General features: G+C 71.6%; 22 protein-coding genes and 1 tRNA gene. 9 read left to right on the forward strand and 14 right to left on the reverse strand.

Annotation, left to right across the window (positions count from 1 at the left end; translation table 11 throughout):
- Positions 1 to 96: 96 nt before the first annotated feature.
- Positions 97 to 2,088, forward strand: coding sequence for a DUF4139 domain-containing protein (locus MMR14E_RS03420; RefSeq protein ID WP_331312819.1), 1,992 nt, complete (start codon positions 97 to 99; stop codon positions 2,086 to 2,088).
- A gap of 63 nt (positions 2,089 to 2,151) precedes the next feature.
- On the opposite strand, the gene MMR14E_RS03425 is transcribed toward MMR14E_RS03420, so the two are convergent.
- From MMR14E_RS03425 to MMR14E_RS03440, 4 genes are all read right to left on the reverse strand, one after another.
- The gene (locus MMR14E_RS03425; RefSeq protein ID WP_331312820.1) at positions 2,152 to 3,048 is read right to left on the reverse strand and encodes an inositol monophosphatase family protein; all 897 of its coding nucleotides are present in this window, start codon (positions 3,046 to 3,048) and stop codon (positions 2,152 to 2,154) included.
- Positions 3,045 to 3,620 carry an NUDIX hydrolase gene (locus tag MMR14E_RS03430; RefSeq protein ID WP_331312821.1) on the reverse strand — a complete coding sequence of 192 codons (576 nt, stop codon included), beginning with the start codon at positions 3,618 to 3,620 and terminating at the stop codon, positions 3,045 to 3,047. Before MMR14E_RS03430 ends, MMR14E_RS03425 begins: the two co-directional genes overlap by 4 nt.
- 7 nt (positions 3,621 to 3,627) lie before the next feature.
- A complete protein-coding gene (locus tag MMR14E_RS03435) occupies positions 3,628 to 4,335 on the reverse strand; it encodes a glutathione S-transferase N-terminal domain-containing protein (protein WP_331312822.1) in 708 nt (235 codons plus the stop codon).
- Positions 4,336 to 4,438: 103 nt separating this feature from the next.
- On the reverse strand, positions 4,439 to 5,377 hold the full coding sequence (locus MMR14E_RS03440; RefSeq protein WP_331312823.1) for an SMP-30/gluconolactonase/LRE family protein: 939 nt from the start codon (positions 5,375 to 5,377) through the stop codon (positions 4,439 to 4,441).
- Between the two features lie 339 nt (positions 5,378 to 5,716).
- On the opposite strand from MMR14E_RS03440, the gene MMR14E_RS03445 reads away from it, so the two are divergent.
- A tRNA-Pro gene (locus MMR14E_RS03445) sits at positions 5,717 to 5,793 on the forward strand.
- Positions 5,794 to 5,818: 25 nt separating this feature from the next.
- On the forward strand, positions 5,819 to 6,130 hold the full coding sequence (locus tag MMR14E_RS03450) for an ETC complex I subunit (RefSeq protein ID WP_331293510.1): 312 nt from the start codon (positions 5,819 to 5,821) through the stop codon (positions 6,128 to 6,130).
- A 16-nt stretch (positions 6,131 to 6,146) separates the two neighbouring features.
- Here MMR14E_RS03450 and MMR14E_RS03455 read toward each other — a convergent pair whose 3' ends face one another.
- Positions 6,147 to 6,605, reverse strand: coding sequence for a nucleoside deaminase (locus MMR14E_RS03455; RefSeq protein WP_331312824.1), 459 nt, complete (start codon positions 6,603 to 6,605; stop codon positions 6,147 to 6,149).
- A 63-nt stretch (positions 6,606 to 6,668) separates the two neighbouring features.
- The gene (locus MMR14E_RS03460; protein ID WP_331312825.1) at positions 6,669 to 7,736 is read right to left on the reverse strand and encodes a spore photoproduct lyase family protein; all 1,068 of its coding nucleotides are present in this window, start codon (positions 7,734 to 7,736) and stop codon (positions 6,669 to 6,671) included.
- Positions 7,737 to 8,042: 306 nt separating this feature from the next.
- Here MMR14E_RS03460 and MMR14E_RS03465 point away from each other — a divergent pair, with 306 nt between their 5' ends.
- Positions 8,043 to 9,956 (forward strand): putative bifunctional diguanylate cyclase/phosphodiesterase, encoded by a 1,914-nt coding sequence (locus tag MMR14E_RS03465; RefSeq protein WP_331312826.1) that lies wholly within the window; start codon positions 8,043 to 8,045, stop codon positions 9,954 to 9,956.
- A 35-nt stretch (positions 9,957 to 9,991) separates the two neighbouring features.
- Here MMR14E_RS03465 and MMR14E_RS03470 read toward each other — a convergent pair whose 3' ends face one another.
- On the reverse strand, positions 9,992 to 10,216 hold the full coding sequence (locus MMR14E_RS03470; protein ID WP_331312827.1) for a hypothetical protein: 225 nt from the start codon (positions 10,214 to 10,216) through the stop codon (positions 9,992 to 9,994).
- A 330-nt stretch (positions 10,217 to 10,546) separates the two neighbouring features.
- Between MMR14E_RS03470 and MMR14E_RS03475 the strand changes: the two genes are divergently transcribed.
- The 4 genes from MMR14E_RS03475 (at position 10,547) to MMR14E_RS03490 (ending at position 16,686) form a co-directional block, all read left to right on the forward strand.
- Positions 10,547 to 11,119, forward strand: coding sequence for a collagen-like protein (locus MMR14E_RS03475; protein WP_331312828.1), 573 nt, complete (start codon positions 10,547 to 10,549; stop codon positions 11,117 to 11,119).
- A 414-nt stretch (positions 11,120 to 11,533) separates the two neighbouring features.
- On the forward strand, positions 11,534 to 13,123 hold the full coding sequence (locus tag MMR14E_RS03480; RefSeq protein WP_331312829.1) for a TolC family outer membrane protein: 1,590 nt from the start codon (positions 11,534 to 11,536) through the stop codon (positions 13,121 to 13,123).
- Positions 13,124 to 13,320: 197 nt separating this feature from the next.
- The gene (locus MMR14E_RS03485; RefSeq protein WP_331312830.1) at positions 13,321 to 13,854 is read left to right on the forward strand and encodes a DUF2497 domain-containing protein; all 534 of its coding nucleotides are present in this window, start codon (positions 13,321 to 13,323) and stop codon (positions 13,852 to 13,854) included.
- 114 nt (positions 13,855 to 13,968) lie between these two features.
- Positions 13,969 to 16,686, forward strand: a complete 2,718-nt coding sequence (locus tag MMR14E_RS03490) for a valine--tRNA ligase (protein WP_331312831.1) — start codon at positions 13,969 to 13,971, stop codon at positions 16,684 to 16,686.
- 78 nt (positions 16,687 to 16,764) lie between these two features.
- Here MMR14E_RS03490 and MMR14E_RS03495 read toward each other — a convergent pair whose 3' ends face one another.
- Entirely contained in the window at positions 16,765 to 17,130 is a 366-nt protein-coding gene (locus MMR14E_RS03495) for a hypothetical protein (RefSeq protein ID WP_331312832.1), read from the reverse strand.
- A gap of 327 nt (positions 17,131 to 17,457) precedes the next feature.
- Between MMR14E_RS03495 and MMR14E_RS03500 the strand changes: the two genes are divergently transcribed.
- On the forward strand, positions 17,458 to 18,984 hold the full coding sequence (locus MMR14E_RS03500) for a Do family serine endopeptidase (RefSeq protein ID WP_331312833.1): 1,527 nt from the start codon (positions 17,458 to 17,460) through the stop codon (positions 18,982 to 18,984).
- Positions 18,985 to 19,098: 114 nt separating this feature from the next.
- Here the strand turns inward: MMR14E_RS03500 and MMR14E_RS03505 are convergent, their stop codons facing one another.
- The 6 genes from MMR14E_RS03505 to hpnA all read right to left on the reverse strand — a co-directional run bounded on the left by MMR14E_RS03505 (position 19,099) and on the right by hpnA (position 26,141).
- Positions 19,099 to 19,797, reverse strand: a complete 699-nt coding sequence (locus tag MMR14E_RS03505; RefSeq protein WP_331312834.1) for a phosphorylase — start codon at positions 19,795 to 19,797, stop codon at positions 19,099 to 19,101.
- A gap of 233 nt (positions 19,798 to 20,030) precedes the next feature.
- Positions 20,031 to 22,028 (reverse strand): squalene--hopene cyclase, encoded by a 1,998-nt coding sequence (shc, locus tag MMR14E_RS03510; protein WP_012322316.1) that lies wholly within the window; start codon positions 22,026 to 22,028, stop codon positions 20,031 to 20,033.
- A gap of 42 nt (positions 22,029 to 22,070) precedes the next feature.
- Positions 22,071 to 23,372: a hydroxysqualene dehydroxylase HpnE gene (hpnE, locus tag MMR14E_RS03515; RefSeq protein ID WP_331312835.1), complete on the reverse strand. Its 1,302-nt coding sequence runs from the start codon at positions 23,370 to 23,372 to the stop codon at positions 22,071 to 22,073.
- A complete protein-coding gene (gene hpnD, locus MMR14E_RS03520) occupies positions 23,372 to 24,223 on the reverse strand; it encodes a presqualene diphosphate synthase HpnD (protein WP_331312836.1) in 852 nt (283 codons plus the stop codon). The genes hpnE and hpnD overlap by 1 nt, the downstream gene beginning before the upstream one ends.
- On the reverse strand, positions 24,220 to 25,116 hold the full coding sequence (gene hpnC / locus MMR14E_RS03525; protein WP_331312837.1) for a squalene synthase HpnC: 897 nt from the start codon (positions 25,114 to 25,116) through the stop codon (positions 24,220 to 24,222). The genes hpnD and hpnC overlap by 4 nt, the downstream gene beginning before the upstream one ends.
- Positions 25,113 to 26,141, reverse strand: coding sequence for a hopanoid-associated sugar epimerase (gene hpnA / locus MMR14E_RS03530; protein ID WP_331312838.1), 1,029 nt, complete (start codon positions 26,139 to 26,141; stop codon positions 25,113 to 25,115). The genes hpnC and hpnA overlap by 4 nt, the downstream gene beginning before the upstream one ends.
- Between the last annotated feature and the right edge of the window lie 250 nt (positions 26,142 to 26,391).

A 26,391-nucleotide genomic window follows, 5' to 3' on the forward strand; every position in this document is an offset into this window, starting at 1 on the left:
CGCTCGCGCTGCCGGATCGCGGCCGGCGGCCCGAACCCGCCATTACGTCCGCGCATGCCGCGGCGAACGGCGCTCGAACGGGAGGCAGACGATTTGGTGACGTCTCATGTCGTGTGGGCCGGTGTTCTGCTGTGCATGATCGCGGCCGCGCCGCCCCTGATGGCGGCGTCCCCGGGGGGGATCCGCGCCGTCACCCTGTCGAGCGGCGGCCTCGCCGAGGTCACCCAGCTCCATCCGGTGGACGGCGACGCGACGATCGGGCTCAGCGTCCGGCCCGAGCAGATCGACGACATCCTCAAGAGCCTCGTCGTGCGCGATCCCGTCGGGACCGTCGGCGCCCTGCGTCTGGACGGGGTGGATCAGGCGGACGAGACCCTGCGGACGATGCCGTTCACCGCGGACGACCTGTCCGCGCCGGCACGTCTCGTGGGCAAGCTGCAGGGCGTCCCGGTCCGGGTGCAGAGCGGCGGGCGCGCGCTCGAGGGGCGAGTGCTCGGCGTGTCCGAGCGGAATGCCGGGACCGAGACCGGCGAGGTCGCGATCCTGACCGTGCTGACCGGGGCGGGCACGCTCGAATCCGTGCCGATCGAGGACGGCGCCTCCGTGACGATCCAAGACCCGGCCGTGGCGGCCAAGATCGCCGAGGCGGTCGCGGCGGCCGGCAAGGCCAAGGCCGGCGACGCCCACCGGGTCGAGGTCGACGTCGCGGGGCGTGGCCAGCGCGAGGTCCGGTTGACCTACGTCGTCGCCGCGCCCGTCTGGAAGACGAGCTACCGCATCGTGGACGGCGGCGGCGGACGCGCGAACCTTCAGGCCTGGGCCATCATCGAGAATGCCCTCGGCACCGACTGGACGGGCGTCGACGTCACGCTCTCGTCGGGGTCGCCGGTGGCGCTCCTCCAGCGCCTGCACCGGCGCTACTGGCGCAAGAGACCGGAGGCGCCGGTGATGATCGAGGATGTCGGCATGCCGGACCTCGACCCGGGCACGGTCGCGCCGAAGTCGGTCGCGCGCCTGCGCGCCCCGGCCGCCGCCGCCGCGCCGCTTCCGGCACCGATGGCGCGGATGGACACCCACGACAGCCGCATGGAGGCCGCGGAACCGAGCTACGACGCCGCGGCCGCCACCGTGGGCGCCGCCGCCAGCGAGGGGGATGTCGCGGCGAACTTCACGCTGCCGCATCCGGTCGATCTGCGCGCCGGCGGCACGCTGTCGGTGCCGTTCCTCGACACCGAGATCGAGGCCGAGCGGGTCGCCCTCTGGAAGCCGGGCCAGGGGGTCCATCCGATCGCGGCCCTCCGGATCCGCAACAGCTCCGGCGCGACCCTTCCGGCGGGCCTCATCACCCTCTACGACCGCAGGGCCGGCTACCTGGGAGACGCCCGCCTGCCCGCGACGCCCGTCGGCGAGCAGCGGCTCGCCAGCTTCGCCCTGGACCGCAAGGTCGCCGTCCAGGCGGAGACCGCGCCGAGCGAGGCCCTGACCAAGATCACGGTGGTCGACGGCGTGGCGCGCGCGACGGTGATCGCCCGGGAGGTCACGACCTACACGATCAAGGGCGCGCCGGACGCCGCCCGCTCGGTCATCATCGAGCATCCCCGACGGGATGGCTGGACCCTCACCGCGTCCGCCCGCGACAGCGAGACCCCCACGGCCTATCGCCTCAAGGTCGCGGTTCCGGCCGGCGGGACGGCCGAGACCCGGGCCGTGCTCGAGCGCGTCCGGATCGACTTCTACGATTTCGTCGACGCCGACGCGGCGCTGCTCGTCCGGTGGGCCTCCCTGGCGACCGACCCGGAGCTGGGCGGCAAGCTCAAGACCCTCTCCCAGGCCCGCGCCGAGGTCGCCGCGGCGACCCGGACCGTCGAGGAGATCGGCGAGCGCGTGGCGAAGGTTCAGGCGGAGCAGGAGCGCATCCGCAGCAATCTCGGCGCCGTTCCGAAGGACAGCGAGCTGGCGCGGCGCTACCTCACCCGCATGGGTGCCCAGGAGGACGAGCTGGCGAAGCTGGATGCTGCGAGGGCCCAGGCGGAGGATGGGCTCAAGGCATCGCAGGCACGGATCCGGTCGCTGATCGCGACGCTCTGAGACCGGGCCCGGACCGTCCCGCGATCCGGGACCGCCCGATCGACGGCCATCCCCCACGCTGTCCTAGGCACGGCGGATGGCCGTCGCCAGATCGGCGGCCTGCGCGCGGTCCCGGCACACCAGCCAGAGATCGTCGTGGGCCGACAGCTCGGCGTCGAACAGGTCCACGAAGGCCGCCGGCGGATCCCCGAGGTCGGGCCAGTGGAACAGGCGGAAGCCCAGCGCCTCGAACAGCGGGAGGATCGGGCCCAGGTCCCACAATCGGTTGTTGCTCAGGGTCGCGTCGAGGCGCCCGGTGGCCAGGAGCGCGGCGTCCGAGATCGCTCCGCCCTCGCTCCAGGGGAACCAGCCGCGGCCGTAATCCAAGGTGTAGCGCTGCGCCGTGACCGACAGCCAGCCGACATGGCCGGTCCGGCGCTCCGGGCGCTCGAGCGGGCGCAGCGCCGCCGTCATGCGGCCGCCGCGGGTCGGGGCCCAGTAGGCGCGGCCCTCGCTCGCCGCCAGCAGCAGACCCTCCGTGGCCTCCGCCGGCACGCTCCCGGCCGGTGCGGAGCGGTCTTCGTTCCAGGCCGGCAGGCTCATGACGCAGGCGCGGGGCCAGCCACCGCGGCAGGCCGCCACCATCACGCCCCAGCCCGACAGGCCGCCCGCGAAAGGCCGGGTCCCGTCGATCGGGTCGCCCACGAAGGTCCAGGCGTCGCGGGCGAGCAGCGCCCGGGCCGACGCCTGTCCGAGATCCTCGGCGGTCTCCTCCTCGATCAGGTCGGGGCCCAGCCGCGCGTGCATCAGCCGGCTGACGGCGAGGTCGGCCTCGGTCAGGGCCTGGCCGAGATCCGGACCCTTGTTGCTCATCGCGAGGCCGCCCGCCCGCAGGGCGAGGGCCAGCGGGGCCGCCTCCTCGGCGAAGGCGAGCATCGCCGCGAGGACATCCGGCGCGGGTGCGGTGGGCGAGAGGGTCATGCGGCGAACAGCTCGGGGCTTCGGAGCATCAGGGCCTGGACGAGGACCAGGGTCTTGAGGTCGGGCAGGCGTCCGGCCCGGGCCTGATCCGCCAGAGCGGCCAGCGGCACCTCCATCACCAGCACCTGCTCGCCCTCCGCGTGCAGGCCGCCGCCGGGGCCGACCCGGTCGGCCGCACCGTAGGGCGCGAGGTAGAGCCAGAGGCGCTCGGAGGACACGCTCGGCATGCTGTAGGCGTGGGCGACCGGCTCCAGCCGGGTGAGCCGGACGCCGGCCTCCTCCATCGCCTCGCGGATCGCCGTCGCCTCGGGCGCGTCCCCGTCGAGGCCGCCCGCCGGAGCCTCGTCGAACTCGGCGGACTCGCCCCAGAAGGCGGGCCCGACCCGGGCCTGCCGGACGAGCAGCGCCACGCGCCGCTCGGGATCGTAGGGCAGCACGCAGGTCGCCTGCCCGTGATCCTCCAGCGCCCGCCGCACGGTGCTGCCATCCTGAAGCGTCAGCGTGGCGATGCCGAAGGTGTTCCAGCCGCGGTGGATCACCTCCAGCGGCAGGGCGGGCAGGCTCTCGGTCATGGTCCGGTCAGCGCTTGGTATTGGAGGCGGTCTGGCCGAACATCACCTTCTTGGCGTCCTCGCTCATGGTCTTGCCGTAGTCGGGATTGACCTCCGGGGCGCGGGCATAGGCCGCCTTGGTGGCGGGCCGCTCGGCGATCGCCGTGAACCAGCGCTTCAGGTGCGGGTGTTCGTCGAGATCCTGCCCCTGCTTCTCCCACGGCACGATCCAGGGATAGCAGGCCATGTCGGCGATGGAGTAGTCCGGCCCCGCGACGTAGGCGCGGTCGGCCAGCCGCCGGTCGAGGACGCCGTAGAGGCGGTTGGTCTCGTTGACGTAGCGCTTGATCGCGTAGTCGATCTTCTCCGGCGCGTACTGCGAGAAGTGGTGGTTCTGACCGAGCATCGGGCCGAGGCCGCCCATCTGCCAGAACAGCCACTGCAGCACCTCGGCCCGGCCGCGCGGGTCGCTCGGGATGAAGCGCCCCGTCTTCTCGGCGAGGTAGAGCAGGATCGCCCCCGACTCGAACAGCGTGACCGGCGCGCCGCCGCCCGCCGGCTCGTCGTCCACGATCGCCGGCATCCGGTTGTTGGGCGCGATCTTGAGGAAATCCGGGTTGAACTGCTCACCCTTGCCAATATTGACAGGATGAATGCGGTAGGGAACGCCCGCTTCTTCGAGAAACATCGTGACCTTATGGCCGTTCGGCGTCGGCCAGTAGTGGAGTTCGATCATCGGCTGGTGTCCCGCAATGCCCCCGGCGGACGGGAAGTGGGTCGGCGCGCCGCTCCGGTCAAGCACGACGCCGGCGGCGCACCATGCGCCGGGCATCCCGGCCTCATCCGCCCGCGCAGCCCTGGACGTCGACGTGGACGGCGTAGAGCGACTGGCTCGCCGCCATGAACAGGCGGTTGCGGTGTCGGCCGCCGAAGCAGAGGTTGGCGCAGCGCTCCGGCAGGCGGATGCGGCCGATCGGCCGGCCGTCGGGGTTGAACACCATGACGCCGTCCAGGGCGTCGTCGCCCATGCCCCACCCGCACCAGAGATTGCCGTCGACGTCGCAGCGCAGACCGTCCGGCGTGCCCGGCCCGGCATCGATCAGGACCCGCCGGTCCCGGAGCACGCGGCCGGCAACCACGTCGTAGGCGACGATCCGCCGAGTCGGCTGCCCGCGCGATTCCACGAGATAGAGCACGCGGCCGTCGGGCGAGAAGCACAGGCCGTTGGGGCCTGCGAGGTCGGTGGCCACGGCCTCGAGCGCGCCGGTGACCGGGTCGAGCCGGTAGACGTTCTGCGGCAGTTCGGGCTCGGCGCGCACGCCCTCGTAGAAGCCGCCGATGCCGAAGGGGGGATCGGTGAACCAGACCGCGCCGTCGGCGGCGGTCACCACGTCGTTGGGGGAGTTGAGCCGGCGGCCCTCGAACGTGTCCGCCAGGACGGTGATCGCGCCGTCATGCTCGGTCCGGGTGACCCGACGCCCCCCGTGCTCGCAGGTGACGAGCCGACCCTGCCGGTCGCGGGTGTTGCCGTTGGCGAAGCCCGACGGCCTCCGGTAGAGGCCGATCGCCCCGCTCTCCTCGTCCCAGCGCAGGATGCGGTCGTTCGGGATGTCGCTCCAGAGCAGGTAGCGCCCGTCGCCGAACCAGACCGGCCCCTCGCACCAGCGGAAGCCGGTTGCCAGCCGCTCGACGGCCGCGTTGAACACCCGGTAGCGGGCGAAGGCGGCGTCGAGGATCTCGACCGCCGGGTCGGGGTAGCGCGGGCTCGGTGTCCACACGGGCAAATCCCTGTCACTCGCGGCGATCGTCACCGTTTCGACGCGGACCGGCAAGGCCCGCCGCGCCGGCACGGTCCAGCGCCGCGGCGACGAGGACCGGAGCCGCCCGGCACGGCGATCCGAGCGCACCATCCTCCACCCCCCAGTGATGGCAGGCGCCGGTTCGACGGCGGGGAGGGCCGGCCCTCGCCCCCCACGGACGCTAACGCCGCGGAATTTGTCTGACAAGTTCGGCGGGCCGCGCCGTTCGCGCGGACAGCGGCTCCCGGCAGGGCCGGCCCGCGCCGCGCCTTGCGGGGGAACGGCGGAACCGCTACGGCATTGAGGCCGTGTGGCAGTCGGGGTGTGGCGCAGTCTGGTAGCGCACCTGGTTTGGGACCAGGGGGTCGTAGGTTCGAATCCTATCGCCCCGACCATTCGATCAGGAGCTTGTCGAGTCAGATGCCGAGCGCCCGCATCTTCCGTCCGTCTCGGGATGCCACGCAGTCGGGCCTCGCCCGGACCAAGCAGTGGATCCTGGAGTTCGACCGGACCAGCCCGCGCGAGATCGATCCGCTGATGGGGTGGAACGGATCCTCGGACATGCTCCAGCAGGTGCGCCTGGAATTCGACACCGAGGAGGAGGCCGTGGCCTACGCGAAGCGCGAGGGGATCGCGTTCCGCGTCGAGCAGCCGGCCAAGCCCGTTCAGCGCAAGGGCCTGTCGTATTCGGACAATTTCAAATTCAACCGCACCGCCCCCTGGACCCATTGAGGCCGTCGCCGCCGCGTCAGGCCTCGCGGCGCGCCTTCCACGCCGGGTAGGGCGAATCGCCCGGCGGCCGGAGCTGCGTGAACCGCATGGGCTGCGCGTCGAGGGGCTGGCAGAGCTCGGCGTAGATCGTCGCGCTGCCGGCGCCGTATGTCTCGGCCTCCTCGGCCGAGTAGGCGAAATAGCCCTCCCGGAAGCCGGCGAGCCGCATCGCTGCGTGGCACATCGGGCACGGGCGGCCGCTCGCGTACATCACGCAGTCACCGAGGTCGCGGCGGCCGAGCACCCGGCTGGCCTCGCGCAGCGCCACCATCTCGGCGTGGGCGCTCGGATCGTTGGTCGCGTGCACGGTGTTGGCGGCGCGGACCAGGACGGCACCGTCCCGCACGATCACCGCGCCGTAGGGGGCGCCGCCCGCCTCGACATTCGCCGCGGCGAGGTCGACCGCCTCGCGGATATGGTCCTCGTGCGTCGGCATGGCTGAGCTCTCCTGCGCTGGCGCGCCAACGCCGCGGGTGGCCGGAAGTTCAGCCCTCCGCGCTCAGAACGCGTAGCGCACCGTGCAGTAGGGCATCGTCTCGGCGAGCAGGGCCTTGAACCGGGCGAGCCACCGGCCCTTCCAGCCGGACCGATAGCGCAGGTTGGCGCCCCCGCCCTCCGAGACCTTGGCCTCCTGGATGTCCGGCCGCCAGAGCAGGTCCTCGGCCTTCGGGTGCCAGCCGAGATTGACCGCATGGAGATCCGCGTTGTGGGTCAGCATGATGATCTCGCACTTGAGCTGCGCCTTGGCGGCGTCGGACAGCGTCGCGTCGATCTCGGCGAACAGCGCCCGCCAGTCTGCCTCCCAGCCCTCGTAGAGGATCACGGGCGAGAAATTGGCGTGGACCTCGTAGCCGGCGGCCACGAACTCGTCGATGGCGGCGATCCGCTCGGCGATCGGGGCGGTGCGCACGTCGACGATCCGGGCGATCCGCGCCGGCATGAGCGAGAAGCGGATGCGCGTCTTGCCCTGCGGATCGTAGGCGAGGAGGTCGCGGTTGACGGCCTTGGTGGCGAAGGAGGCCTTGGCGTTGGGCAGGGTGCGGAACAGCGCGACCAGAGCGCGCGCACCGTCGCTCACCGCGGCGTCCACCGAGAGGTCGCTGTTCTCGCCGATATCGTAGACCCAGTGCTCCGGGTCGATCGAATCCGGCTCCGGCAGGCGCCCCTGGCGCCCGGCATGCCGGGCGATCGCCGCGCAGGCCTGCTCGACGTTCACGAACAGCGAGATCGGGTTGGAGAAGCCCTTGCGGCGCGGCACGTAGCAGTAGGCGCAGGCCATCGCGCAGCCGTTGGAGGTCGAGGGCGCGATGAAGTGGGCGCTGCGGCCGTTGGGGCGCATGGCGAGGCCCTTCTTCACGCCGAGGACCAGCGTCGAGCGCTTGATCCGCACCCAATCCTCCACCGAGCCCGCATTGCCGTGGAGTTCCGGGATGTTCCAGTGCGACGGCACGACGATGCGCGCGGCGTCGGGGAAGCGCGCCAGGATGTCCCGGCCCAGCGGGAAGTCGCCGACGGCGGGCTCGTGATAGATCGTCCGGATATCGAGCAGGTCGCGGGTCAGGGCCATGGACGATCCGGGGCCCGGCAGCGGCCCGGGCCCCGATATGGTGCGCGCGGGCGCGGCCGGAATGCCTTGCGACCCGTCGTCCCTGCCCGCGCGGCGCGCGAAAAGCGCGGGATCGTGCGCGGCGAGCATTGATCGTTCAACGATATCTTACGATTCGGTGCCATGAGTCCCTCACCTTCGAGTGGACATGCGATGATCGTTTGGGAGCAGGAGAGATCCGAGCCGGGTTCACCCGGCTCCGGTGATTCTCTCCATCCTGCGGATCCGAGGTGGAACGCGCTGATCCGGCGGGACCAGCTGGAAGCCATGCGCGGGAGCGTGCTGGCGGCGATCCCGGTCAACATGCTGCTCGGCCTCGCGAGCGTCCTGGTCGCCTACCGGAGTGGACACGGCACCGTCGGCGCCGTCTGGTTCGCGGCCTCGACCAGTGTCAATCTCCTGCGAATCGCGCTCTGCCGTATCCCCTGCCTCGGCCTCGCGCTGACCGCCGACGTGACGCCGAGCCTGGCCACGGCCGCCGCGCGCTCCGTCGACCGGCACCTGCGCACCTGCACGGTCGCGGCGTTCCTCTCCGGACTGGTCTGGGCCGGTCAGCCGCTCCTATGCGACGGTTACACCACCGCCGAGACCCTGTTCTATCTCACGATCACCTGCGGCGTGACCGCGGGGGCGGTGACGCACGGCATCGCGTACGCGCGCATTCCCCTCGCCTTCATCGCCCTGCCGCTGCTGTCCGTCGTCGCCTGCCTCGCCTATGCCGGCGACTTCGACCGGAACTGCCTCGCGGCCTGCGTCCTGCTCTACTTCCTCGCCCTGACCCACACGGCGTTCCGGAGCGAGGCGGTGTTTCGCGAGGCGAGCCGGCTCAAGAACGAGGCCCACGCCCTCGCCCGGTCCCGCGCCGAGGCCCATGCCAGCGCCAGCGCCCTCGTCGACGAGATGCGGTGGCGCGCCACGCACGACGACCTCACCGGTCTGCTGAACCGCGCGGGCTTCCTCCAGGCCACGGAGAACCGACCGCGCACCGGTCATCTCAGCCTGCTGATGCTCGACCTCGACGGGTTCAAGTTCGTCAACGACGTCTACGGCCACAAGGCGGGGGATCGGGTCCTCGTCGAGGTGGCGCGCCGGCTGAAGGACGCGCTCCCGGAGAACGGGCTCGCGGCCCGGCTGGGCGGCGACGAGTTCGCCGTGCTGTACGATCCCGTGACATCGGGCGTGCCCGACGACGTCATGGCGGCGAATCTGATCACCGCGGTGTCGCAGCCGTTCGACGGCTTCGACGCGGGCCGCCTCGGGGTCAGCATCGGCGTCCACGCCAGCGCGGAACCCAGCCTGACCGAGATGCTGAGCTGCGCCGACGAGGCGCTGTACGCCGCGAAGGCCGCCGGGCGGAACCGCTACCGGGTGTTCGATTCGGGCCTGCGCGAAGGGCTTCAGATGCGGCGGGACCTGGAGCGCGACCTCTCCCAGGCCCTGGTCGAGAACGCACCGAAGGTCTGGTTCCAGCCGATCTACGCGGCCGACGGCCGGACCCTGGTCGGTCTGGAAGCCCTGATCCGCTGGCAGCACCCGCGGCTCGGCTGGATCGCACCCCCGGACCTGATCGCCGCCGCCGCGATGGCCGGCCTGACCGAATCGCTGCTCCGATACATCCTCGAGCAGGTCTGCGCGATGCTGGAGATCCTGCATCGCCGCGGCCTGGGCGGCGTGCGCGTAGCGATGAACGTCTCACCCCGGGAGATGGCGCAGGTTCCGGTCGACGAGATCGTTATCGAGCGCCTGGGCCTCCTCGGCCTGCCGCCCACCATGCTGGAGATCGAGATCACCGAGGAGACGGCCCTCGACATCGGCGCCGTGCAGGGAAAGCTGCAGGCGCTGTCCCGCGCCGGCATCCGGGTCGCCCTCGACGATTTCGGGATCGGCTACTCGTCGCTCTCCTCGCTGCGGCAGCTCAAAGCGGACCGGATCAAGATCGACCGGAGCTTCGTCACCGGCCTCGGTGCGAGCGACGACAAGCGCGGTCTCGTCCTCGCCGTCCTCGGCCTCGGCCGTCTGCTCGGCCTCGACGTCGTGGCGGAGGGTGTCGAGTCGGCCGAGGACCTCAACATCCTGCAGGCGATGGGCTGCCCGTTCCTGCAGGGCTACCATCTCGGCCGCCCGATGCCGGTTGAGGCTCTGGAAGCCACCCTTCTCGGCACGCGCGTCGCCGCGGCCTGAACCGGGGCCGGCACGCGGAGAGGCCGGGCCCGCGCTCAGAAGCGCTCGGCATCCGCCGGATTGCGGCGCATGAGGCGGCGCGCCGCCGCGCGCCACAGCCGGTCGGGCATCCCGTAGAGCCACACCAGCGCCGCGCAGCCGGCGATCGCCAGCAGGAACAGCCAAGCGAGGGCCTCGAGGATGGCCCCCGGCGGCGTCACCGACTCCGTCCGGTCGTACCAGAGTGGGTCCGTGTCCCAGGGCGGGTCGTTGTCGTCCACGGCTGAACCCTCCACCCCGTGTCCGACTGCGGACCCGGTGCGCTCGCGAGGCGCCGGCCGGCGTATCGACGCGCACCACGCCTCGAGCCGGCCCGGTCCACGCACGCCCGATCCGGTCCCGCCCGGGCCACGCTACAGGCCCCGCCGCGCGCCCTTCGAATACCCATTTCGGATTACGGCGGTCGACCGGCCGCGTTTTTCCACATCCAACTTTCTCCGCAATTTATTGCTTAGTTTGCGGGCTATGGCATTCTGACCGTCGAAAAGACTGTGTGACCTGCCATGAGATCTGCCAAGCGCCTGGGGCGCGAGCGCTGGGCGCTGTGTTCGATGCTGGCCCTTTCGGCCGCCTGCGCTGTGCCGGCTCACGCCGGGGACATGCGCATCGAGGCCGCCAAGATCACCGGCGGCGATCTCTGGATCATCGGCTACGCCGACGATCCGGGGGTGGAGATCACGCTCGACGGCCAGTTCCCGCACCGGACCGACAGCCGCGGCTATTTCGAGTTCCGCGTCGTCTACCATCCGGCCACCTGCATCGCGACGCTCCGGACACCGAAGCAGACCCGCAGCATCGTGGTCGGCGAGTGCGGCCAGCAGGGGCCGCAGGCGCCCGGGCTCGCCGGACCGGCCGGACCGCGCGGCGAGACGGGCCCGCGTGGCGAAGCCGGGCCTATGGGCCCGGCTGGCCCGGCCGGACCACCCGGTCCTGCCGGCTCCCGCGAGAGGCCGTCTCCCCCGAGCGCGGCATCGAAGCCGAAGCCCTCGGCCGCGATGACCGGGTCGGTCCCCAAGCCGCGCCCGCCGGCGCGCGCCCGGCGCGCGCCCGAGCCCGAGTCGGCTCCCGAGGGACCGCTGGATCTGGAGCCCGACGCCGGCGGCGGCGGGATGGACCGGTACTAGGTGAGGATCGGCGCCGCCGGGGAGTCGGGAAGTCGCTGTCGGGTTCGCTCTCCCCTGCCGGAGGCGATCCGCCAGCTCTGAATTCTCACGTCCCGGCAAGTCGGCAATAGTCTCTGTGGGGAGCGTATTATGAAACTAGACAACTCAATACGCCTGCGCGCCGCGCTGAGTATGCGGGGTGTGTCACCTTAAAGCCCCAACGCCGCACATTCCGCCGCCGAGCCCGCGTCGAGGCGAGCCAAAGCGTCCGGTTTGCGCTAAGCGTGACGGTGGGGCGGGCTTGATCGGAGACGAGCGAAACGCCGTACCTTGGCCGTTTTCGTCTCGGACATCCGGACCGAAAGAGACCGCAAGGGCTTGTTCATCGTGACACGACGTCCACCAGCGAGTTGCTCGACATTCCGCCTGGCCGGGATGGTGTCCGGACTGGCGATGCTGGCTGCCATGCCGGCGTCCGCCGAGACCCTGGAGAGCGCTCTGTCGAAGGCCTATCAGGGCAATCCAACCCTGAATGCCGGCCGCGCGGGGGTGCGCGCCATCGACGAGGGCGTGGCGATCGCGCAGTCCGGCTACCGGCCGACCGTGACCGTCAACGGCTCCATCGGCGTCCAGTACCTGCAGACGCGCTCCTCGAGCACCGTCGCCTCCGCCGGCACGACCGGAACCAGCGCCGCCTCCTCCCTCGGGACGGCGGGTACCGGCGCCGGAACGACGACGGGCGTCGGCACCACCGGTGTCGCGACCACGGGTGTCGGGACGACCGGTGTCGCGACCACGGGCGTCGGAACCACCGGCACCAGCGCGACCGGGGCCGCGACGGGCGCCGGTGGTCTGTCCTCGGGCGCGACGGCCGACATCGCGAGCCAGGTCATCACCTCGAGCCGGACAACGCGCACGACGTACCTGCCGAGCTCCGCCAGCCTGAACGTCACGCAGACGATCTTCAACGGCTTCCAGACCGACAACACGGTCCGCCGCGCCGAGTCGCAGGTCTACAGCCAGCGCGAAACCCTGCGCTTCACCGAGCTGACCGTCCTCTACAACGCCGTCCAGGCGTACATGAACGTGCTCAGCAACACGGCGACGCTCGAGCTGAACCGGAACAACGTCGAGGTCCTGGAGGAGCAGCTCCGCCAGACCCGTGACCGGTTCAACGTCGGCGAGGTGACCCGGACCGACGTCGCGCAGGCCGAGGCCCGGCTGGCCGGCGCGCGCTCTCAGGTCAGCGCCGCCGAATCCACCCTGCGCACGAGCATCGGCGTCTACCGGCAGAATATCGGCGTCGAACCGCGCCAGCTCGCGCCGGGTCGGCCGCTGGACCGGTTCGTGCCCCGCAATCTCGACTCGGCGATCGCCATCGGCCTGCGCGAACATCCGCAGGTTGTCTCGGCCATCCACAACGTCGATGTGTCCGAAGCCCAGGTGAAGATCCTCGAGGGCCAGCTCGCGCCGCAGCTCAGCCTGCAGGGCTCGCTCAGCCAGCTCTACGACCAGAACGGCCCGAATCAGAGCTTCTTCGTGGGCTTCGTCGGCGGCCGGCTCTCGATCCCGATCTACGAGGGCGGCCAGACCTACGCGCAGATCCGGCAGGCCAAGGAGACGGTCGGCCAGGCCCGGATCCAGGTCGATCAGATCCGCGACCAGGTCCGCGCCCAGATCGTCGATTTCTGGGGTCGCCTCGAGGCCGCCAAGGCGCAGGTGATCGCCGCCCAGGCCCAGGTCCAGGCCAACGAGGTGGCGCTGAACGGCGTGCGCGAGGAAGCGCGCGTCGGCCAGCGCACGACCCTCGACGTGCTCAACGCGCAGCAGGAACTGCTGAACTCCCGCGTGAGCCTCATCGTCGCCCAGCGCGACCGGGTGATCTTCTCCTACGGGGTGGTCCAGGCGATCGGACAGTTGACCGCGCGCTTCACGGCGCTGCCGGTCGAATACTACAGCGCCAAGGTCCACTACGATCAGGTCAAGGATCTCTGGTTCGGTCTGCGCACGCCGGACGGCCGCTGACGGCTTTTCCACGGGGAGTGTGTTGCGGGCGCGCTTGCCGCCATGAAACGGCATGGAATACTGATTGAACATCGATCCGTTCGGGTCGCTTTCCAGTCTCCCATGCCCGAGTGCGCCTGCCGATGAGTGCAGCAAGCCCCAAGATCCCGGACTCGAAATTCCAGGACAAGGCTGCCGATAAGGCGCACGAGCCTTCGATGGAAGAGATCCTCGCGTCGATCCGGAGGATCATCGCCGACGATCAGGCCGCCAAGCCGGCCGACGTCCCCGCGCCCGCGCCGGAACCCGACGACGTGCTCGACCTCGCGGAGGTCGCCGAGCCGGTGACGCGTCCGCGCGTCGTCGAGCCGGAGCCGGAACCCGAGCCGGCCCCCGACCTGCTCGACTTCGACGCGATCGATTTCGAGGCCCCGGTCACGGCCGCGCCCGAACCGGAGCCCGAACCGGTCCCGGAGCCGCCGCCCCCACCGCCCCCGCAGCCCGTGCTCCAGGCCGCCCGCGCGCCCGAGCCGGAGCCCGAGGCCCTGGTCTCGCCCGCCACCGACGCCAGCGTCAGCGGCGCGTTCAACCTGCTGGCCCATACGGTGCTGACGCAGAACGCCCGGACCCTGGAGGATCTCGTCAAGGAGATGCTCCGGCCGATGCTGAAGTCGTGGCTCGACGACAACCTCCCGGCCGTGGTCGAGCGCCTCGTGCGCGCCGAGATCGAGCGGGTCTCGCGCGGCCGGTGAGCCGGCGGCCGGGGTGCGGTGGCCGCGGGGGCCTGTCCGCGTGTTGACGGGAGCGGCGTGACGGTCGAAAGCGGGGCACCCCCCCGTTTGGACAAGCGCCGGCCCGTACCCGCGATGATGGACAAGACCTTCGAGCCCACCTCCGTCGAGGCGCGGATCTCCGCCGCCTGGGCCGATGCGGACGCCTTCCGTGCCGGTCGGCCCGAGCGCGCCGGGGCCCCGCCGTACTGCATCGTGATCCCGCCGCCGAACGTGACGGGCTCGCTGCACATGGGCCACGCCCTCAACAACACGCTGCAGGACATCCTCTGCCGCTTCGAGCGCATGCGCGGCAAGGACGTGCTCTGGCAGCCGGGGACGGACCACGCCGGTATCGCCACCCAGATGGTGGTCGAGCGGCGGATGATGGAGCGTCAGGAGCCCGGCCGCCGCGAGATCGGCCGCGCGGCCTTCGTCGAGAAGGTCTGGGCCTGGAAGGCGGAATCCGGCGGCGCGATCGTCAACCAGCTGAAGCGGCTGGGCGCCTCGTGCGACTGGTCGCGCGAGCGCTTCACCATGGACGAGGGCCTGAGCCGGGCCGTCCTCAAGACCTTCGTCGACCTCCACCGGCAGGGCCTGATCTACCGCGACAAGCGGCTGGTGAACTGGGACCCGAAGTTCCAGACCGCGATCTCGGACCTGGAGGTCCAGCAGATCGAGACCCGGGGCCACCTCTGGCACTTCGACTACCCGGTGGTGGACGAGGCCGGCAACGAGACCGGCGCCGTCGTCACGGTGGCGACCACGCGGCCCGAGACGATGCTGGGCGATACCGGCATCGCGGTCCACCCCGAGGACGCGCGCTACACCGCGCTCGTCGGCCAGCGCGTGCGCCTGCCGCTGGTCGGGCGGCTGATCCCGATCGTGGCCGACACCTACTCGGATCCCGAGAAGGGCACGGGCGCGGTCAAGATCACGCCCGCCCACGACTTCAACGACTTCGACGTCGGACGCCGCCACGGGCTCGGCCTGATCAACGTCCTCGACCCCGAGGGCCGGATGCTGCTCGCCGGCAACGCCGACTTCCTCGACGGCGTCGCGCCCGAGCCGGAGGCCCTGGCGCTCCACGGCCTGGACCGGGCGCAGGCCCGCAAGGAGGTCGTCGCGCTGATGGAGGCGCGCGGGCGCCTGCGCGCGATCGAGCCGAACACGCACGCGGTCCCGCACGGCGACCGCTCGGGCGTGGTCATCGAGCCGTACCTGACCGACCAGTGGTACGTGAACGTCAAGCCGCTCGCGGAGCGCGCCCTGCAGGCGGTGCGCGACGGGCAGACCAAGTTCGTGCCGGAGAATTACGAGAAGATCTTCTTCCAGTGGCTCACCAACATCGAGCCGTGGTGCATCTCGCGCCAGCTCTGGTGGGGGCACCAGATCCCGGTCTGGTACGACGACGAGGGCGGCATCTTCGTCGCCGAGAGCGAGGCCGAGGCGCAGGCCGCGGCCGACGCGCAGCACGGCCGACCGGTCGCGCTCACCCGCGACGAGGACGTCCTCGACACGTGGTTCTCCTCGGCGCTCTGGCCGTTCTCGACGCTGGGCTGGCCCGACACGACCCCGGAACTCGCCCGCTACTACCCGACCAACACCCTGGTGACCGGCAAGGACATCCTGTTCTTCTGGGTCGCCCGGATGATGATGATGGGCCTGCACCTGACCGACCGGGCGCCCTTCGACACGGTCTACCTGCACACCCTGGTGCGGGACGCGTCGGGCGCGAAGATGTCGAAGTCGAAGGGCAACGTCGTCGACCCGCTGGAGCTGATCGATCAGGTCGGCGCCGACGTCCTGCGCTTCACTCTCTGCGCCCTGGCCGTCCAGGGCCGCGACATCAAGCTGTCCACCGACCGGGTCCAGAGCTACCGCAACTTCGCGACCAAGCTCTGGAACGCCGCCCGCTTCGCCGAGCTGAACGGCTGCCGCCTGGATCCGGCCTTCGACCCGCGCTCCGCCACCGGCGCCATCAACCGCTGGGCGCTCACAGAGGCGGCCCGCGCGGTCGACGAGGTCGCGGGCGCCCTCGAGGCCTTCCGCTTCAACGACGCGGCGGCGGCCGCCTACCGCTTCGTCTGGAACATCTTCTGCGACTGGTATCTCGAGCTCGCCAAGCCGGTGCTCCAGGGCGAGGGCGTCGATCCCGCGATCCGGGCCGAGACGCAGGCGAGCGTGGCGTTCCTGATCGATCAGGTGGCCAAGCTGCTGCACCCGTTCATGCCGTTCCTCACGGAGGAGCTGTGGGCGATCAAGGGCGCCGACCTGCCGGAGCGCGGCCTGCTGACCCTCGACTCCTGGCCGGACCTCGGCGGCCTCGCCGACGCGGCCGCGGAAGCCGAGGTCGGGTTCGTGGTCGATCTCGTCAGCCAGATCCGCTCGGCGCGGTCCGAGACCAATGTCCCGGCCGGCGCGCAGATCCCGCTGGTCATGGTCGGCGCGGCGCCGGAGGTCCGGGCGCGGGTGGAGGCGTGGCGCGACACGCTCCTGCGCCTCGCCCGGCTGTCGGAGATCACCTTCTCGGAGACGCCACCGAAGAACTCGGTCCAGCTCCTGGTGCGCGGCAGCGTCGCCGCGCTGCCGCTGGAAGGCGTGGTCGACCTCGCGGCCGAGGTCGCGCGCCTGAAGAAGGAGCAGGGCAAGGCGCAGGGCGAGATCAAGAAGATCGACGCGAAGCTCGGCAACGCCGACTTCGTGGCCCGGGCGCCGGAAGAGATCATCGAGGAGAACCGCGAGCGTCGCGAGACCGAGTCGGCGCGGCTGGCGAAGATCGAGGAAGCTCTGGTCCGGCTCAGCGGGGACTGAGGGCCCGTCCGGGGCGCGCCCCGGTCCGTCAAGGCCGCGTCCGGGCCTCGCCCGGGCGCCGGACGGAACCGCCGCGCTTCAGCGGCGGGTCCCGAGAGTGCCGGTGAACGCCCGCGGCCCGCCCCAACTGGCGGCAGCGGCGTCGTTCGGGGTCCAGAAGCCGTCCTGCGACGCGCCCCGCGGATGCAGGGAATAGTCCGGCGGAACGTAACCGCCCGACTGGTTCCAGTAGCCGGGCCGGAAGTTGGCCGCCGATTTCGCGGCGCGTTCGTCGCCGGGGCGGCGCGTGTCGACGCCGTACGTCCTGTCGGAAACGCTGCACGGCGCGCGACTTCTGACGACAGGCTTCGCGTCGAAGTAATCACGGTAATCCGCGTACGACTCGACCGCCAGCGCACCGACAGTCGAGCCGAAAATCATGGCGGCCGCTAACAGCACCTTCATCGTCAATTCCTCTGCCTACACACTCGGGTCTAGCAGCGCCAAGTTTACGCCGGCCTGCCTAACTCAGCGGTATTTTAGATCGGCTCCCGGAAACTGCGGTGCTGGTTAGCACGAGCCTGGATCCGGCCCGGCCCGCGCCGGAGCGTCGGTTCTCCGATCTCGGTCGCTCGCCGCGATCGCGCTGGGGCTCCGCGACCGCTCGCCCACCTGTCCAAACGGTAATTTGATCGCCACGCCCGGGTCAGGCGCCGCCCCTTAGACAGATCCCATCGACGGCCGCGACCGCCGGCGTCGTCCCGATCAGTCCCGAGAGGTTGAGCCCCCCCCATGACCGAGACCCGTCCCACTGGCCGCACCTCGCGCCGCGCCCTCGCCTCCGTGGCGGCCGCCGCGCTGATCGCCGGCGGTGCCATCGGCAGCGGCTATCTGCCGGCCGCGACCCCGGCCTACGCGCAGGCCCTGCCCAAGTCGCCGATCGAGGCGCCCGAGCACCCGCCGGGTTCGTTCGCCGGCATCGTCAACAAGGTGAAGCCGGGCGTGGTCTCGGTGAAGGTGAAGCTCGACGACTCGGCGAGCAGCGACGACGACGATGGCCCGAGCCAGGGCCGCAACCTCCAGAACGTGCCGCCGCAGCTGCGCGAGTTCTTCAAGCGCTTCGGCCAGAACGGTCCCGGCGGCATGCAGCCCCAGCATCAGGGCCCGCGCGGCGCGGTCGGTTCCGGCTTCATCATCTCGGCCGACGGCTACGTGGTCACCAACAACCACGTGGTCGACCATGCCAAGACCGTGCAGGTGACGCTGGATGACGGTCGCACCCTCGACGCGAAGGTCATCGGCAAGGATTCCAAGACGGACGTCGCTCTGCTGAAGATCACCGAGGGCTCGAACTTCCCGTACGTCCAGTTCGGCAAGGCCGCGCCGCAGGTCGGCGACTGGGTGGTGGCGATCGGTAACCCGTTCGGCCTCGGCGGAACCGTGACCGCCGGCATCGTCTCGGCCCGCGGCCGCGACATCGGCGCCGGTCCCTACGACGACTTCCTGCAGATCGACGCGCCCATCAACAAGGGCAACTCGGGCGGCCCGACCTTCAACGTCAACGGCGAGGTGGTCGGCATGAACACCGCCATCGCGTCCCCGTCGGGCGGCAGCGTCGGCCTCGCCTTCGCGATCCCGGCCGAGACCGTTCAGGCGGTGGTCGACCAGCTCCGGACCGACGGCAAGGTCGCCCGCGGCTACCTGGGCGTCCAGATCCAGCCCGTGACGCAGGACATCGCCGAGGGTCTGGGCCTCGACAAGGCCAAGGGCGCCCTGGTCGACCACGCCGAGAACGGTACGCCGGCGGCCAAGGCCGGCCTGAAGGCGGGCGACGTGATCGAGAAGGTCAACGGCGACACGGTGGACAGCGCCCGCGAGCTGTCGCGCAAGATCGCCGGCCTGAAGCCGGGCGCCAAGGTCGAGCTGAGCTACCTGCGCGGCGGCAAGACCGACACCGCCACGGTGACGCTGGGCACGATGCCGACCGACGGCACCAAGATGGCGAGCCGCGACGACGACTCGGGCAACGGCCAGCCGCGGCTCGGCCTGCAGCTCGCCCCGGCCGGCGATGTCGGCCTGTCGGATCAGGGCGTCGCGGTGGTTCAGGTCGATCCCGACGGCCCGGCGGCCGCCAAGGGTATCGAGGCGGGCGACGTGATCCTCGATGTCGGCGGCCAGAGCGTGTCCCGTCCGGCGGACGTGGCGACGCAGATCCGGGCGGCCGAGTCGAGCGGACGCAAGGCCGTGCTGATGCGGGTGAAGAGCGGCAAGGGCCAGACCCGGTTCGTGGCGGTCTCGCTCAACAAGAAGGCCGGTTGAGGCCGGTCTGTCCCGGCGCGGGGTCCGCCCCGCGCCGTCTCGTGGTGACCTCCGACTCGCGCCGGCCGTGCAGGCCGGCGCTTTTTCGTGGCCGCCTCACGGCGTCTGCGCGTCTCAGCGCCCCGGGACCGGGATGCCGAGGCCCGGCCCGAGCCGCGCCCGGCACCGTCCCAGCGCCGCGAAGGCGGCGTTCGAGTCCCGGGCGAGGCGCATCAGGTCTCCCAGGCGTGCCCGGCCGCGCGCGAAGGCGAAGAACACGGCGGCGATGTCGGGTTCGCCGTCCGGCGTGAGCGCCGAGGCCGCGAAGGCCGGCAGGGCCTGATCGGCCGGATCGCAGATCACCCGCACGGCCGCGAAGGGCAGGCCGTGCCGGCCCGCGAAGGACGCGGCCACGTGCGATTCCATGTCGACGGCCGCGGCGCCGGTGGTGGTCCGCAGATCGGTCTTGCCGTCGACCGCGAGAACCGCGGTATCGACCCCCGCCAGATCCGCCGGGATCACCCGCGCTCCGACGCCGGACAGGAGGTTGAGGAGCGTGGCCGAGAGGTCGAGATCGGCGGCGCGCCGCCCCTCCTCGCTGACCACGCCGGTGCCGACCACGACGTCGCCGGGCCGGAGCGACGGGTCGAGGCCGCCGGCGATGCCGAAGCTGACAACCGCCCGGCAGCCGGGCTGGCCGCGGGCCTCGAGCAGCTGGCGGAGCCGGTGCGGGTTGCCGCCGGCCCCCACGGCTTCGACCCCCTCCCCCGCCGCCATGCGGCGCTCGCGGGCGAGGCCTGTGACGGCCAGGACGGGTGCGGTGGGATCGATCATGGCGCGCTCGTGGACGAGTCCGGCGAGGTCCGCAAGCAGGCGCGAGCGCCGGGGCGGAGTCCGGGCCGGATCCGGCGCGGGGGGCGGCTCGTCCGGTCCCGCGGGATCGCTGTCTGAGGAGGCCACGTGTCGGGTACCGGGGCTCGCGGATCGGCTGTCGAGAGGGTCGAGCGCGCTGCGATCCGGCGGAGCGGGACCGGCCCGTCGGGCCGGTCCCAGGACGTCGGTGGACGTCACATGCCGAACTGGACGCGCCGGCTGTTGCCACGCTTGAGGTTGCGGAACCGCGCCATCGCCCAGAGCGGGAAGAACTTCGGGTATCCATGGTAGCGCAGGTAGAACACCCGCGGGAAGCCCGTGGCGGTGTAGCGCTCCTCCTTCCAGAACCCGTCCGCGCCCTGCGTGCGGGTCAGGAAGTTGATGCCGCGGGTCACGGCCGGGTCGTCGACCGCGCCGGCCGCCATCAGGGCGAGCAGCGCCCAGGCGGTCTGCGAGGCGGTGGACGAGCCGGGCTCGAAGGCCGGGTCGATCTTGTACGAGGAGGCGTCCTCGCCCCAGCCGCCATCCGGATTCTGGATCCGGATCAGCCAGGACACGGCCTTCTGGATGCGCGGATCGGCCGGGTCCACCCCGGCGGCGTTGAGGGCGCAGAGCACCGACCACGTGCCGTAGATGAAGTTCATGCCCCAGCGGCCGTACCACGAGCCGTCCTCCTCCTGGTCGTTTAGGAGGTAGTTCACGCCGCGGTCGAGGGCGCGGGAGGTCTCGCGGGTCTCGCCGAGCTGGGACAGCATCCCGACCACGCGGGCGGTCACGTCCGCGGTCGGCGGGTCGAGCAGCGCGCCGTGATCCGAGAACGGGATGTGATTGAGATACATGTGATTGTTGTCGGCGTCGAACGCCGCCCAGCCACCGTCCTCGGACTGCAGCCCCTCGACCCATTCGCGGGCGCGGGCGATCGAGGCCTTGTAGTCCGGCATGCCGGCGACGAGGCCGTGCTGGTGCATGGCCCGGTCCATCGCCATGACCACCACGGCGGTGTCGTCGAGGTCGGGATAGTGCGCGTTGGCGTACTGGAACGCCCAGCCGCCCGGCCGGACCTTCGGCTTGCGCGCCGCCCAGTCGCCGACGATGTCGAGCACTTGGCGGGGCTTCAGCCAGTCGAGGCCGGCGCGGGCCTGGGCCTCGGCCTCGGGGCCGCCGGCCTCGAGCAGCGCGTGGCTCGCGAGCGCCGTGTCCCAGACCGGCGAGACGCAGGGCTGCACGTAGGCCTCGTCGGCCTTCTCGACCACGAGCTTCTCGATCGCGTCGCAGGCCACGCGGACCTGCGGGTGATCGGGCCGGTAGCCCATCACCTCGTACATCAGCACCGAGTTGACCATGGCGGGGAAGATGGCGCCCAGGCCGTCCTCGCCGTTGAGGCGCTCGCTCACCCAGGCGCGGGCCATCTCCATGGCGCGCTGCCGGCTCTTGCGCGGCAGGTGATTCTCGACCCGCTGCAGAACCCGGTCGATGAAGCCGAAGATCGGCGTCCACGGCCACGTGGCGTGGGGCGAGCCCGGCCAGGAGCGGACGCTCTCCGGCGGCGTGACGAACAGCTCCTGCACGCTGATGCCGCGCGGGTTGCGCGCCCGCGGCTTGGTCGCCTGGAGCACGAACAGCGGAACCACGGTGGTGCGGGCCCAGTAGCTGATCTTGTCGAGGTGGAACGGGAACCACTTCGGCAGGAACATCACCTCCACGGGCATCACCGGCACGGCGCGCCACGGCACCTCGCCGTAGAGGGCCAGCATGAAGCGGGTGAACACGTTGGCGTTGGCCGCGCCGCCGCGGGACAGGATGCCCTCGCGCGCCCGGCGCATGTGCGGCGCCTCGATGTCGTCGCCGATCATCTTGAGGGCGAAGTACGCCTTGACCGTGCAGCTCATGTCGAACGGACCCTCATGGACGAGGGCCCATCCGCCGTGCCGCCCCTGGGTGCGGCGGAGATAGTTGCCGATCTTGGCCTCGAGGTCGCCGGGGACCTGCGTGCCGCGGAAATGGTGGAACAGGATGTACTCGGACGGGATCGTGGCATCCGCCTCGAGCTCGAAGCAGATGTGCCCGTCGTCGTGCGCCAGGGCGGTCAGCGCGCGCGTCGCCTGCGCCACGCCGCGCTCGACGTCCTCGAGCGAGATCCCCTGAGTCTTGGAGCGCTGCAGCGCCTCGACTTTGCTTACGGCCTCTCTCATAGTCCTCGCCTCGAACGACCGCCTCGCGGCGGACGCCATGCCTCAAGCTGCGCCGCGCACCTGGGTTCCAGCGCGCACGACAGGTCCCGCACGCAAGGAACGTGCGGCCGTCTGGCCCGAGCGGATCGCTCCCTCGATCGTCGACGGCAGGCCGGTGGCGGTCCAATCGCCTGCCAGGACGAGATTGTCGTAGGCGGTTTCGGCTTTCGGGCGCCGCGCGGCCTCGGCCGGCGTCGCCGCGAAGGTCGCACGCTTCTCCTTTACGATCTGCCAGCTGGGCAGGTCGGGTGCAAGGTTGCACAGCTGCGCGATCTCGGCCCAGATCTGCCGCGCGAGGTCTTCGCGGGGCACGTCGAGGAGCCGGTCGGCACCGCTGATCGTGACCGAATACCGGTCGGGATAGGCGAAAAGCCACTCCGTCAGGCTGTTGACGACGCCGAGGACGAGGGGGCTGCCGGGCTTCGGCACCAGCGCGAAATGCGCGTTCACGATGGAGCGGAATTCCGTCGGGGCGAGGAGACCGGGCAACACCTCCCGGGCCACCCACGGCGGCAGCGCCAGCACGACGCCGTCCTCCGGGCCGAGGCTCTCCGGGCCGTCCGAGAACACGAGCTGCCCGACCCGGCCGTCCGCGATCTCCAGCCCGCGCAGGCGCCGGCCGAGGCGGATCTCGCAGCCGCGCTCCGTCAGGTAGCGGATCGCCGGATCGACGAAGGCGTAGGACAGGCCCTCGACGGCGACGAGGGGGCGGCAGGCCTTGCCGCCCGCGCCCAGGGTCTCGCGCAGGATCCGCGCCGCCAGGCCGACGTCGCTGTCGCGGGGCTCGGTGTTGAGGGCCGCGAGCAGCACCGGGTGCCAGAGGCGCCGGTAGAGCGTGCCCTCGCAGGCCATGTGCGCGCCGATCGTCCCGCCCGCACCCTCCGCCTTGCCGGAAGCCGCACGCAGGATCCCGAGGGGCGCGAGGTAGTCCAGCGCCCGCGTGCCGGGAACGCGGCGGGCCGGGCTCATGACCCACCAGGGCAGCCGCCCGGCATTGGGCCGCAGCCGCCAGCGCTCGCCGGTCTTCAGGTCGGCGAAGTCGAACTCCGCCACGTCCGGGCCGACCAGGGCGTCGGCCGGCGCGCCGATCGTCCGGAGGAACCCGAGGGAATCGGCGTTGCCGGACAGGAGCAGGTGGTTGCCGTTGTCGATGGTCAGGCCGAGGGCCGGGTCGTAGTACGAGCGGCAGCGGCCGCCGGCCTGTTTGGCGGCCTCGTGCACGACCACCCGGGCGCCGGTCTCGGCGAGCGCGACGGCCGCGGAGAGGCCGGCGAGGCCGGCGCCGACGACGTGGACCGTGCCCATCAGATCAGGCCGTGCCGGACGGCGACGCCCAGCAGCGCGAGCTTGCCGGGCTTCACTCGGGCGCGGGGCATCGCCCAGCCGCGCGCGAGGACCGCCTTCAGGTAGAGGTGATAGGCGGCGGCCATCAGCCGGGCCGCCTTGGTCGCCTTGCGGGGGCTGCGCCGGATGATCTCCCAGGTCGCCTGGTAATGGTCCTCGGCTTCGCGGGCGAGGGAGATGCAGACCTCGCCGATGCGGGGATGGCCGATCGCCTCTGCCGGCGTGGGGTCGGTGAGGCCGATCGCCCGGAGTTTCTCGCGCGGCAGGTAGAGGCGGCCGCGCTCGGCGTCCTCGTCGATGTCGCGCAGGATGTTGGTGAGTTGGAGCGCGCGGCCCTGGTGCCACGCCAGCCGGATGCCGTCCGCCTCGGGCATGCCGAAGATCCGCACCGACAGCCGGCCGACCGCGCTCGCGACCCGGTCGCAGTAGAGGTCGAGGGTCTCGGCGTCGGGGGCGACGATGTCCGCGACGGCGTCCATCGCCATGCCGTCGATGACCGCCTGGAAATCCTCGCGCTTCAGGCCGAAGCGGCGCACGGGCTCCACGAGGTCGCGCACGCGCGCGGCCGGCCGGCCGGCGTAGAGCGCGTCGATGTCGGCCCGCCAGCGGTCGAGCTCGACCTGCCGGACGGCCCGGGTGCCGCCGTCGTCGGCGACGTCGTCGACGGCGCGGCAGAAGGCGTAGACGGCGTACATCGCCTCCCGCCGCTCCTTCGGCAGCAGGCGCATCGCCGTGTAGAAGGACGAGCCGGCGGCGGGCAGCGCCGGGGCGGCACTCTCCGGGTCCTGGGCGGGCGTGGCGGTGGCGGTCACGAGCGGATTCCCTGAGCCGCGGCCCGGACGGTCCGGCCGCGGAACGGCCGGCGCGCCAGGGTGGCGGCGACGCCGCCCAGCGCCGTCAGCGCGAAGGCGGCCTTGCCGTGATGGACTTTCTCCGAGAGCGGGTCGCGCTCCAGCAGGCCCCGGCTCAGCACGACGGCGAGCCGGTGGATGGCGGCGATCTCCAGCGACAGGCGCAGGTCGTCGATCAGGTCCGGCAGGACCGCGCCCTCGTCGAGGAGGTCGAGGCAGCGCTGCGCCAGCTCGCGGATCGCGGCCCGGAGCTGCGGCGGCGCCTTCGGCTCGCCGAGCATCGCCACGGTGGCGCCGTGACGGTCGAGGCAATCCTGCGGGAGGTAGACGCGGTCGAGCGCGGCGAAATCCTTGCCGCAATCCTGAAGGTGGTTGATCACCTGGAGCGCCGCGCAGATGGCGTCGGAGGCGCGGTAGACCCGGGCCGGGTCCTCGCCGTGCACGTCGAGGACGTAGCGCCCCACCGGCATGGCCGAGTAGCGGCAATAGTGGATCAGCTCGTCCCAATCCGCGTAGCGATTCTTGCGCGCGTCCATGCGGAACGCGTCGAGGAGCTCCAGGGCGTGCCGGGGCGGCAGGCCGCGGGCCGCGAGCTCGCGCTTCAGCGGCGCGGCCTCGGGATCGGACGGCCCGGCGCCGGTGAGCGCGTCGGCGAGGCGATCGAGCAGCTCGATCTTGCGCTCGGGCGACAGGGCGGCGTGATCGGCCACGTCGTCGCCGGCGCGGACGAAGTTGTAGAACGCCAGGATCGCGCCCCGGTGGCGGGGATGGATCAGGTGCGAGGCGACGGGGAAGTTCTCGTCGCGGTGCCCCTTGCCGGAGCGCGTCGCGGTGGCGGAATCGAGGGTGCTCATGCGAGGTAGCCCGCCTCCCGGAACCACGTGATCGCGTCCGACAGGCCCTCGCGGTACGGCCGGGCCGTGTAGCCGAGTTCGGCGCGCGCCTTCCTGTCCGAGAAGAACATCCGGTAGCGCGACATGCGGATCCCGTCGATCGTCGCGAAGGGCTGCCTGCCGGTGACCCGCGCTGCGAGCTGCGCGAAGAACGCCACCGGGTAGACGGCGGCCCGGGGCAGGTTCACGGTCGGCGGCTTGCGCCCGACCATGCCGGCGATGTCGGCGAGCATCTGCGAGAGGAAGACGTCCTCGCCGCCGAGGATGTAGCGCTCGCCGATGCGGCCCTTGCGCAGCGCCAGCAGGTGGCCCTGGGCCACGTCGTCGACATGGGCGAGGTTGAGCCCGGTATCGACGAAGGCCGGCATCTTGCCGAGCGCCGCCTCCTGGATGATCCGGCCGGTCGGCGTCGGCTTGACGTCGCGGGGGCCGATCGGCGTCGACGGGTTGACGATCACCGCCTTGAGCCCGTCCCGGGCAACCATCTCCTCGACCACCCGCTCGGCCACGACCTTGCTGCGCTTGTAGGCGCCGATCGCGGTCTCGGGCGTGAGCGGCATGGTCTCGTCGGAGGGCGTGACGCCGTCGGCCGGCGGTTTGATCGTCGCGACGCTCGACGTGTAGACCACCCGCTCCACCCCGGCCTCGAGGGCCGCGCGCATCATCAGGCGCGTGCCGTCGCGGTTGGTGCGGACGATCTCCTCCATGTCCGGCGCCCAGAGCCGGTAATCGGCCGCGGCGTGGATCAGGTAGCGCTGGCCGCGCATCGCCGCCGCCACGGCGGCCGGGTCGCGCATGTCGCCCTCGGCGATCTCGACGTCGGTCCAGGTGAGGTTCCGGCGGGGGCTCGACGCGCGCACGAGGATGCGCACCGGGAAGCCGGCCCGGCGGAACACGTCGACCAGGGCTGAACCGAGGAAGCCGCTCGCGCCGGTGATCAGCACGGGACCGACCTCGGAAGGGCCGGAAGATGGGGCCTCTGCCATCGCGGATCTGGAGGATTACCGAGAAACCAGCGCGGCCGGGGATCCCGGGCCGCGGCGCGCTTGTGTCATCGAACCGCCCGAGCGGCAAGCTTAGGCGGTGCCGGACAGGGCAGCGCCGCGGCGCGGCACGCCCCCCTGGATGTGTGACGCACAGACAGGGCCGCGCCGGAAGGGCCCGGCTCGGGGCGCATGTCCTGATCCACGCCGCCGCGCGCGGATCCGGGCCCGCGATCCGAGCCGCGACCTTGCC

This window comes from Methylobacterium mesophilicum (genome assembly GCF_036441335.1).
Classification (GTDB): domain Bacteria; phylum Pseudomonadota; class Alphaproteobacteria; order Rhizobiales; family Beijerinckiaceae; genus Methylobacterium; species Methylobacterium mesophilicum_B.

What these genes read in the sequence shown, in the direction of transcription:
- MMR14E_RS03425 (WP_331312820.1), bottom strand. Translation starts at nt 3,048, where the DNA reads ATGACCCTCTCGCCCACCGCACCCGCGCCGGATGTCCTCGCGGCGATG.
- MMR14E_RS03430 (WP_331312821.1), bottom strand. Translation starts at nt 3,620, where the DNA reads ATGACCGAGAGCCTGCCCGCCCTGCCGCTGGAGGTGATCCACCGCGGC.
- MMR14E_RS03435 (WP_331312822.1), bottom strand. Translation starts at nt 4,335, where the DNA reads ATGATCGAACTCCACTACTGGCCGACGCCGAACGGCCATAAGGTCACG.
- MMR14E_RS03450 (WP_331293510.1), top strand. Translation starts at nt 5,819, where the DNA reads ATGCCGAGCGCCCGCATCTTCCGTCCGTCTCGGGATGCCACGCAGTCG.
- MMR14E_RS03455 (WP_331312824.1), bottom strand. Translation starts at nt 6,605, where the DNA reads ATGCCGACGCACGAGGACCATATCCGCGAGGCGGTCGACCTCGCCGCG.
- MMR14E_RS03460 (WP_331312825.1), bottom strand. Translation starts at nt 7,736, where the DNA reads ATGGCCCTGACCCGCGACCTGCTCGATATCCGGACGATCTATCACGAG.
- MMR14E_RS03465 (WP_331312826.1), top strand. Translation starts at nt 8,043, where the DNA reads ATGCGCGGGAGCGTGCTGGCGGCGATCCCGGTCAACATGCTGCTCGGC.
- MMR14E_RS03475 (WP_331312828.1), top strand. Translation starts at nt 10,547, where the DNA reads ATGCTGGCCCTTTCGGCCGCCTGCGCTGTGCCGGCTCACGCCGGGGAC.
- MMR14E_RS03480 (WP_331312829.1), top strand. Translation starts at nt 11,534, where the DNA reads ATGGTGTCCGGACTGGCGATGCTGGCTGCCATGCCGGCGTCCGCCGAG.
- MMR14E_RS03485 (WP_331312830.1), top strand. Translation starts at nt 13,321, where the DNA reads ATGGAAGAGATCCTCGCGTCGATCCGGAGGATCATCGCCGACGATCAG.
- MMR14E_RS03490 (WP_331312831.1), top strand. Translation starts at nt 13,969, where the DNA reads ATGATGGACAAGACCTTCGAGCCCACCTCCGTCGAGGCGCGGATCTCC.
- MMR14E_RS03495 (WP_331312832.1), bottom strand. Translation starts at nt 17,130, where the DNA reads ATGAAGGTGCTGTTAGCGGCCGCCATGATTTTCGGCTCGACTGTCGGT.
- MMR14E_RS03500 (WP_331312833.1), top strand. Translation starts at nt 17,458, where the DNA reads ATGACCGAGACCCGTCCCACTGGCCGCACCTCGCGCCGCGCCCTCGCC.
- MMR14E_RS03505 (WP_331312834.1), bottom strand. Translation starts at nt 19,797, where the DNA reads ATGATCGATCCCACCGCACCCGTCCTGGCCGTCACAGGCCTCGCCCGC.
- shc (WP_012322316.1), bottom strand. Translation starts at nt 22,028, where the DNA reads ATGAGAGAGGCCGTAAGCAAAGTCGAGGCGCTGCAGCGCTCCAAGACT.
- hpnE (WP_331312835.1), bottom strand. Translation starts at nt 23,372, where the DNA reads ATGGGCACGGTCCACGTCGTCGGCGCCGGCCTCGCCGGCCTCTCCGCG.
- hpnC (WP_331312837.1), bottom strand. Translation starts at nt 25,116, where the DNA reads ATGAGCACCCTCGATTCCGCCACCGCGACGCGCTCCGGCAAGGGGCAC.
- hpnA (WP_331312838.1), bottom strand. Translation starts at nt 26,141, where the DNA reads ATGGCAGAGGCCCCATCTTCCGGCCCTTCCGAGGTCGGTCCCGTGCTG.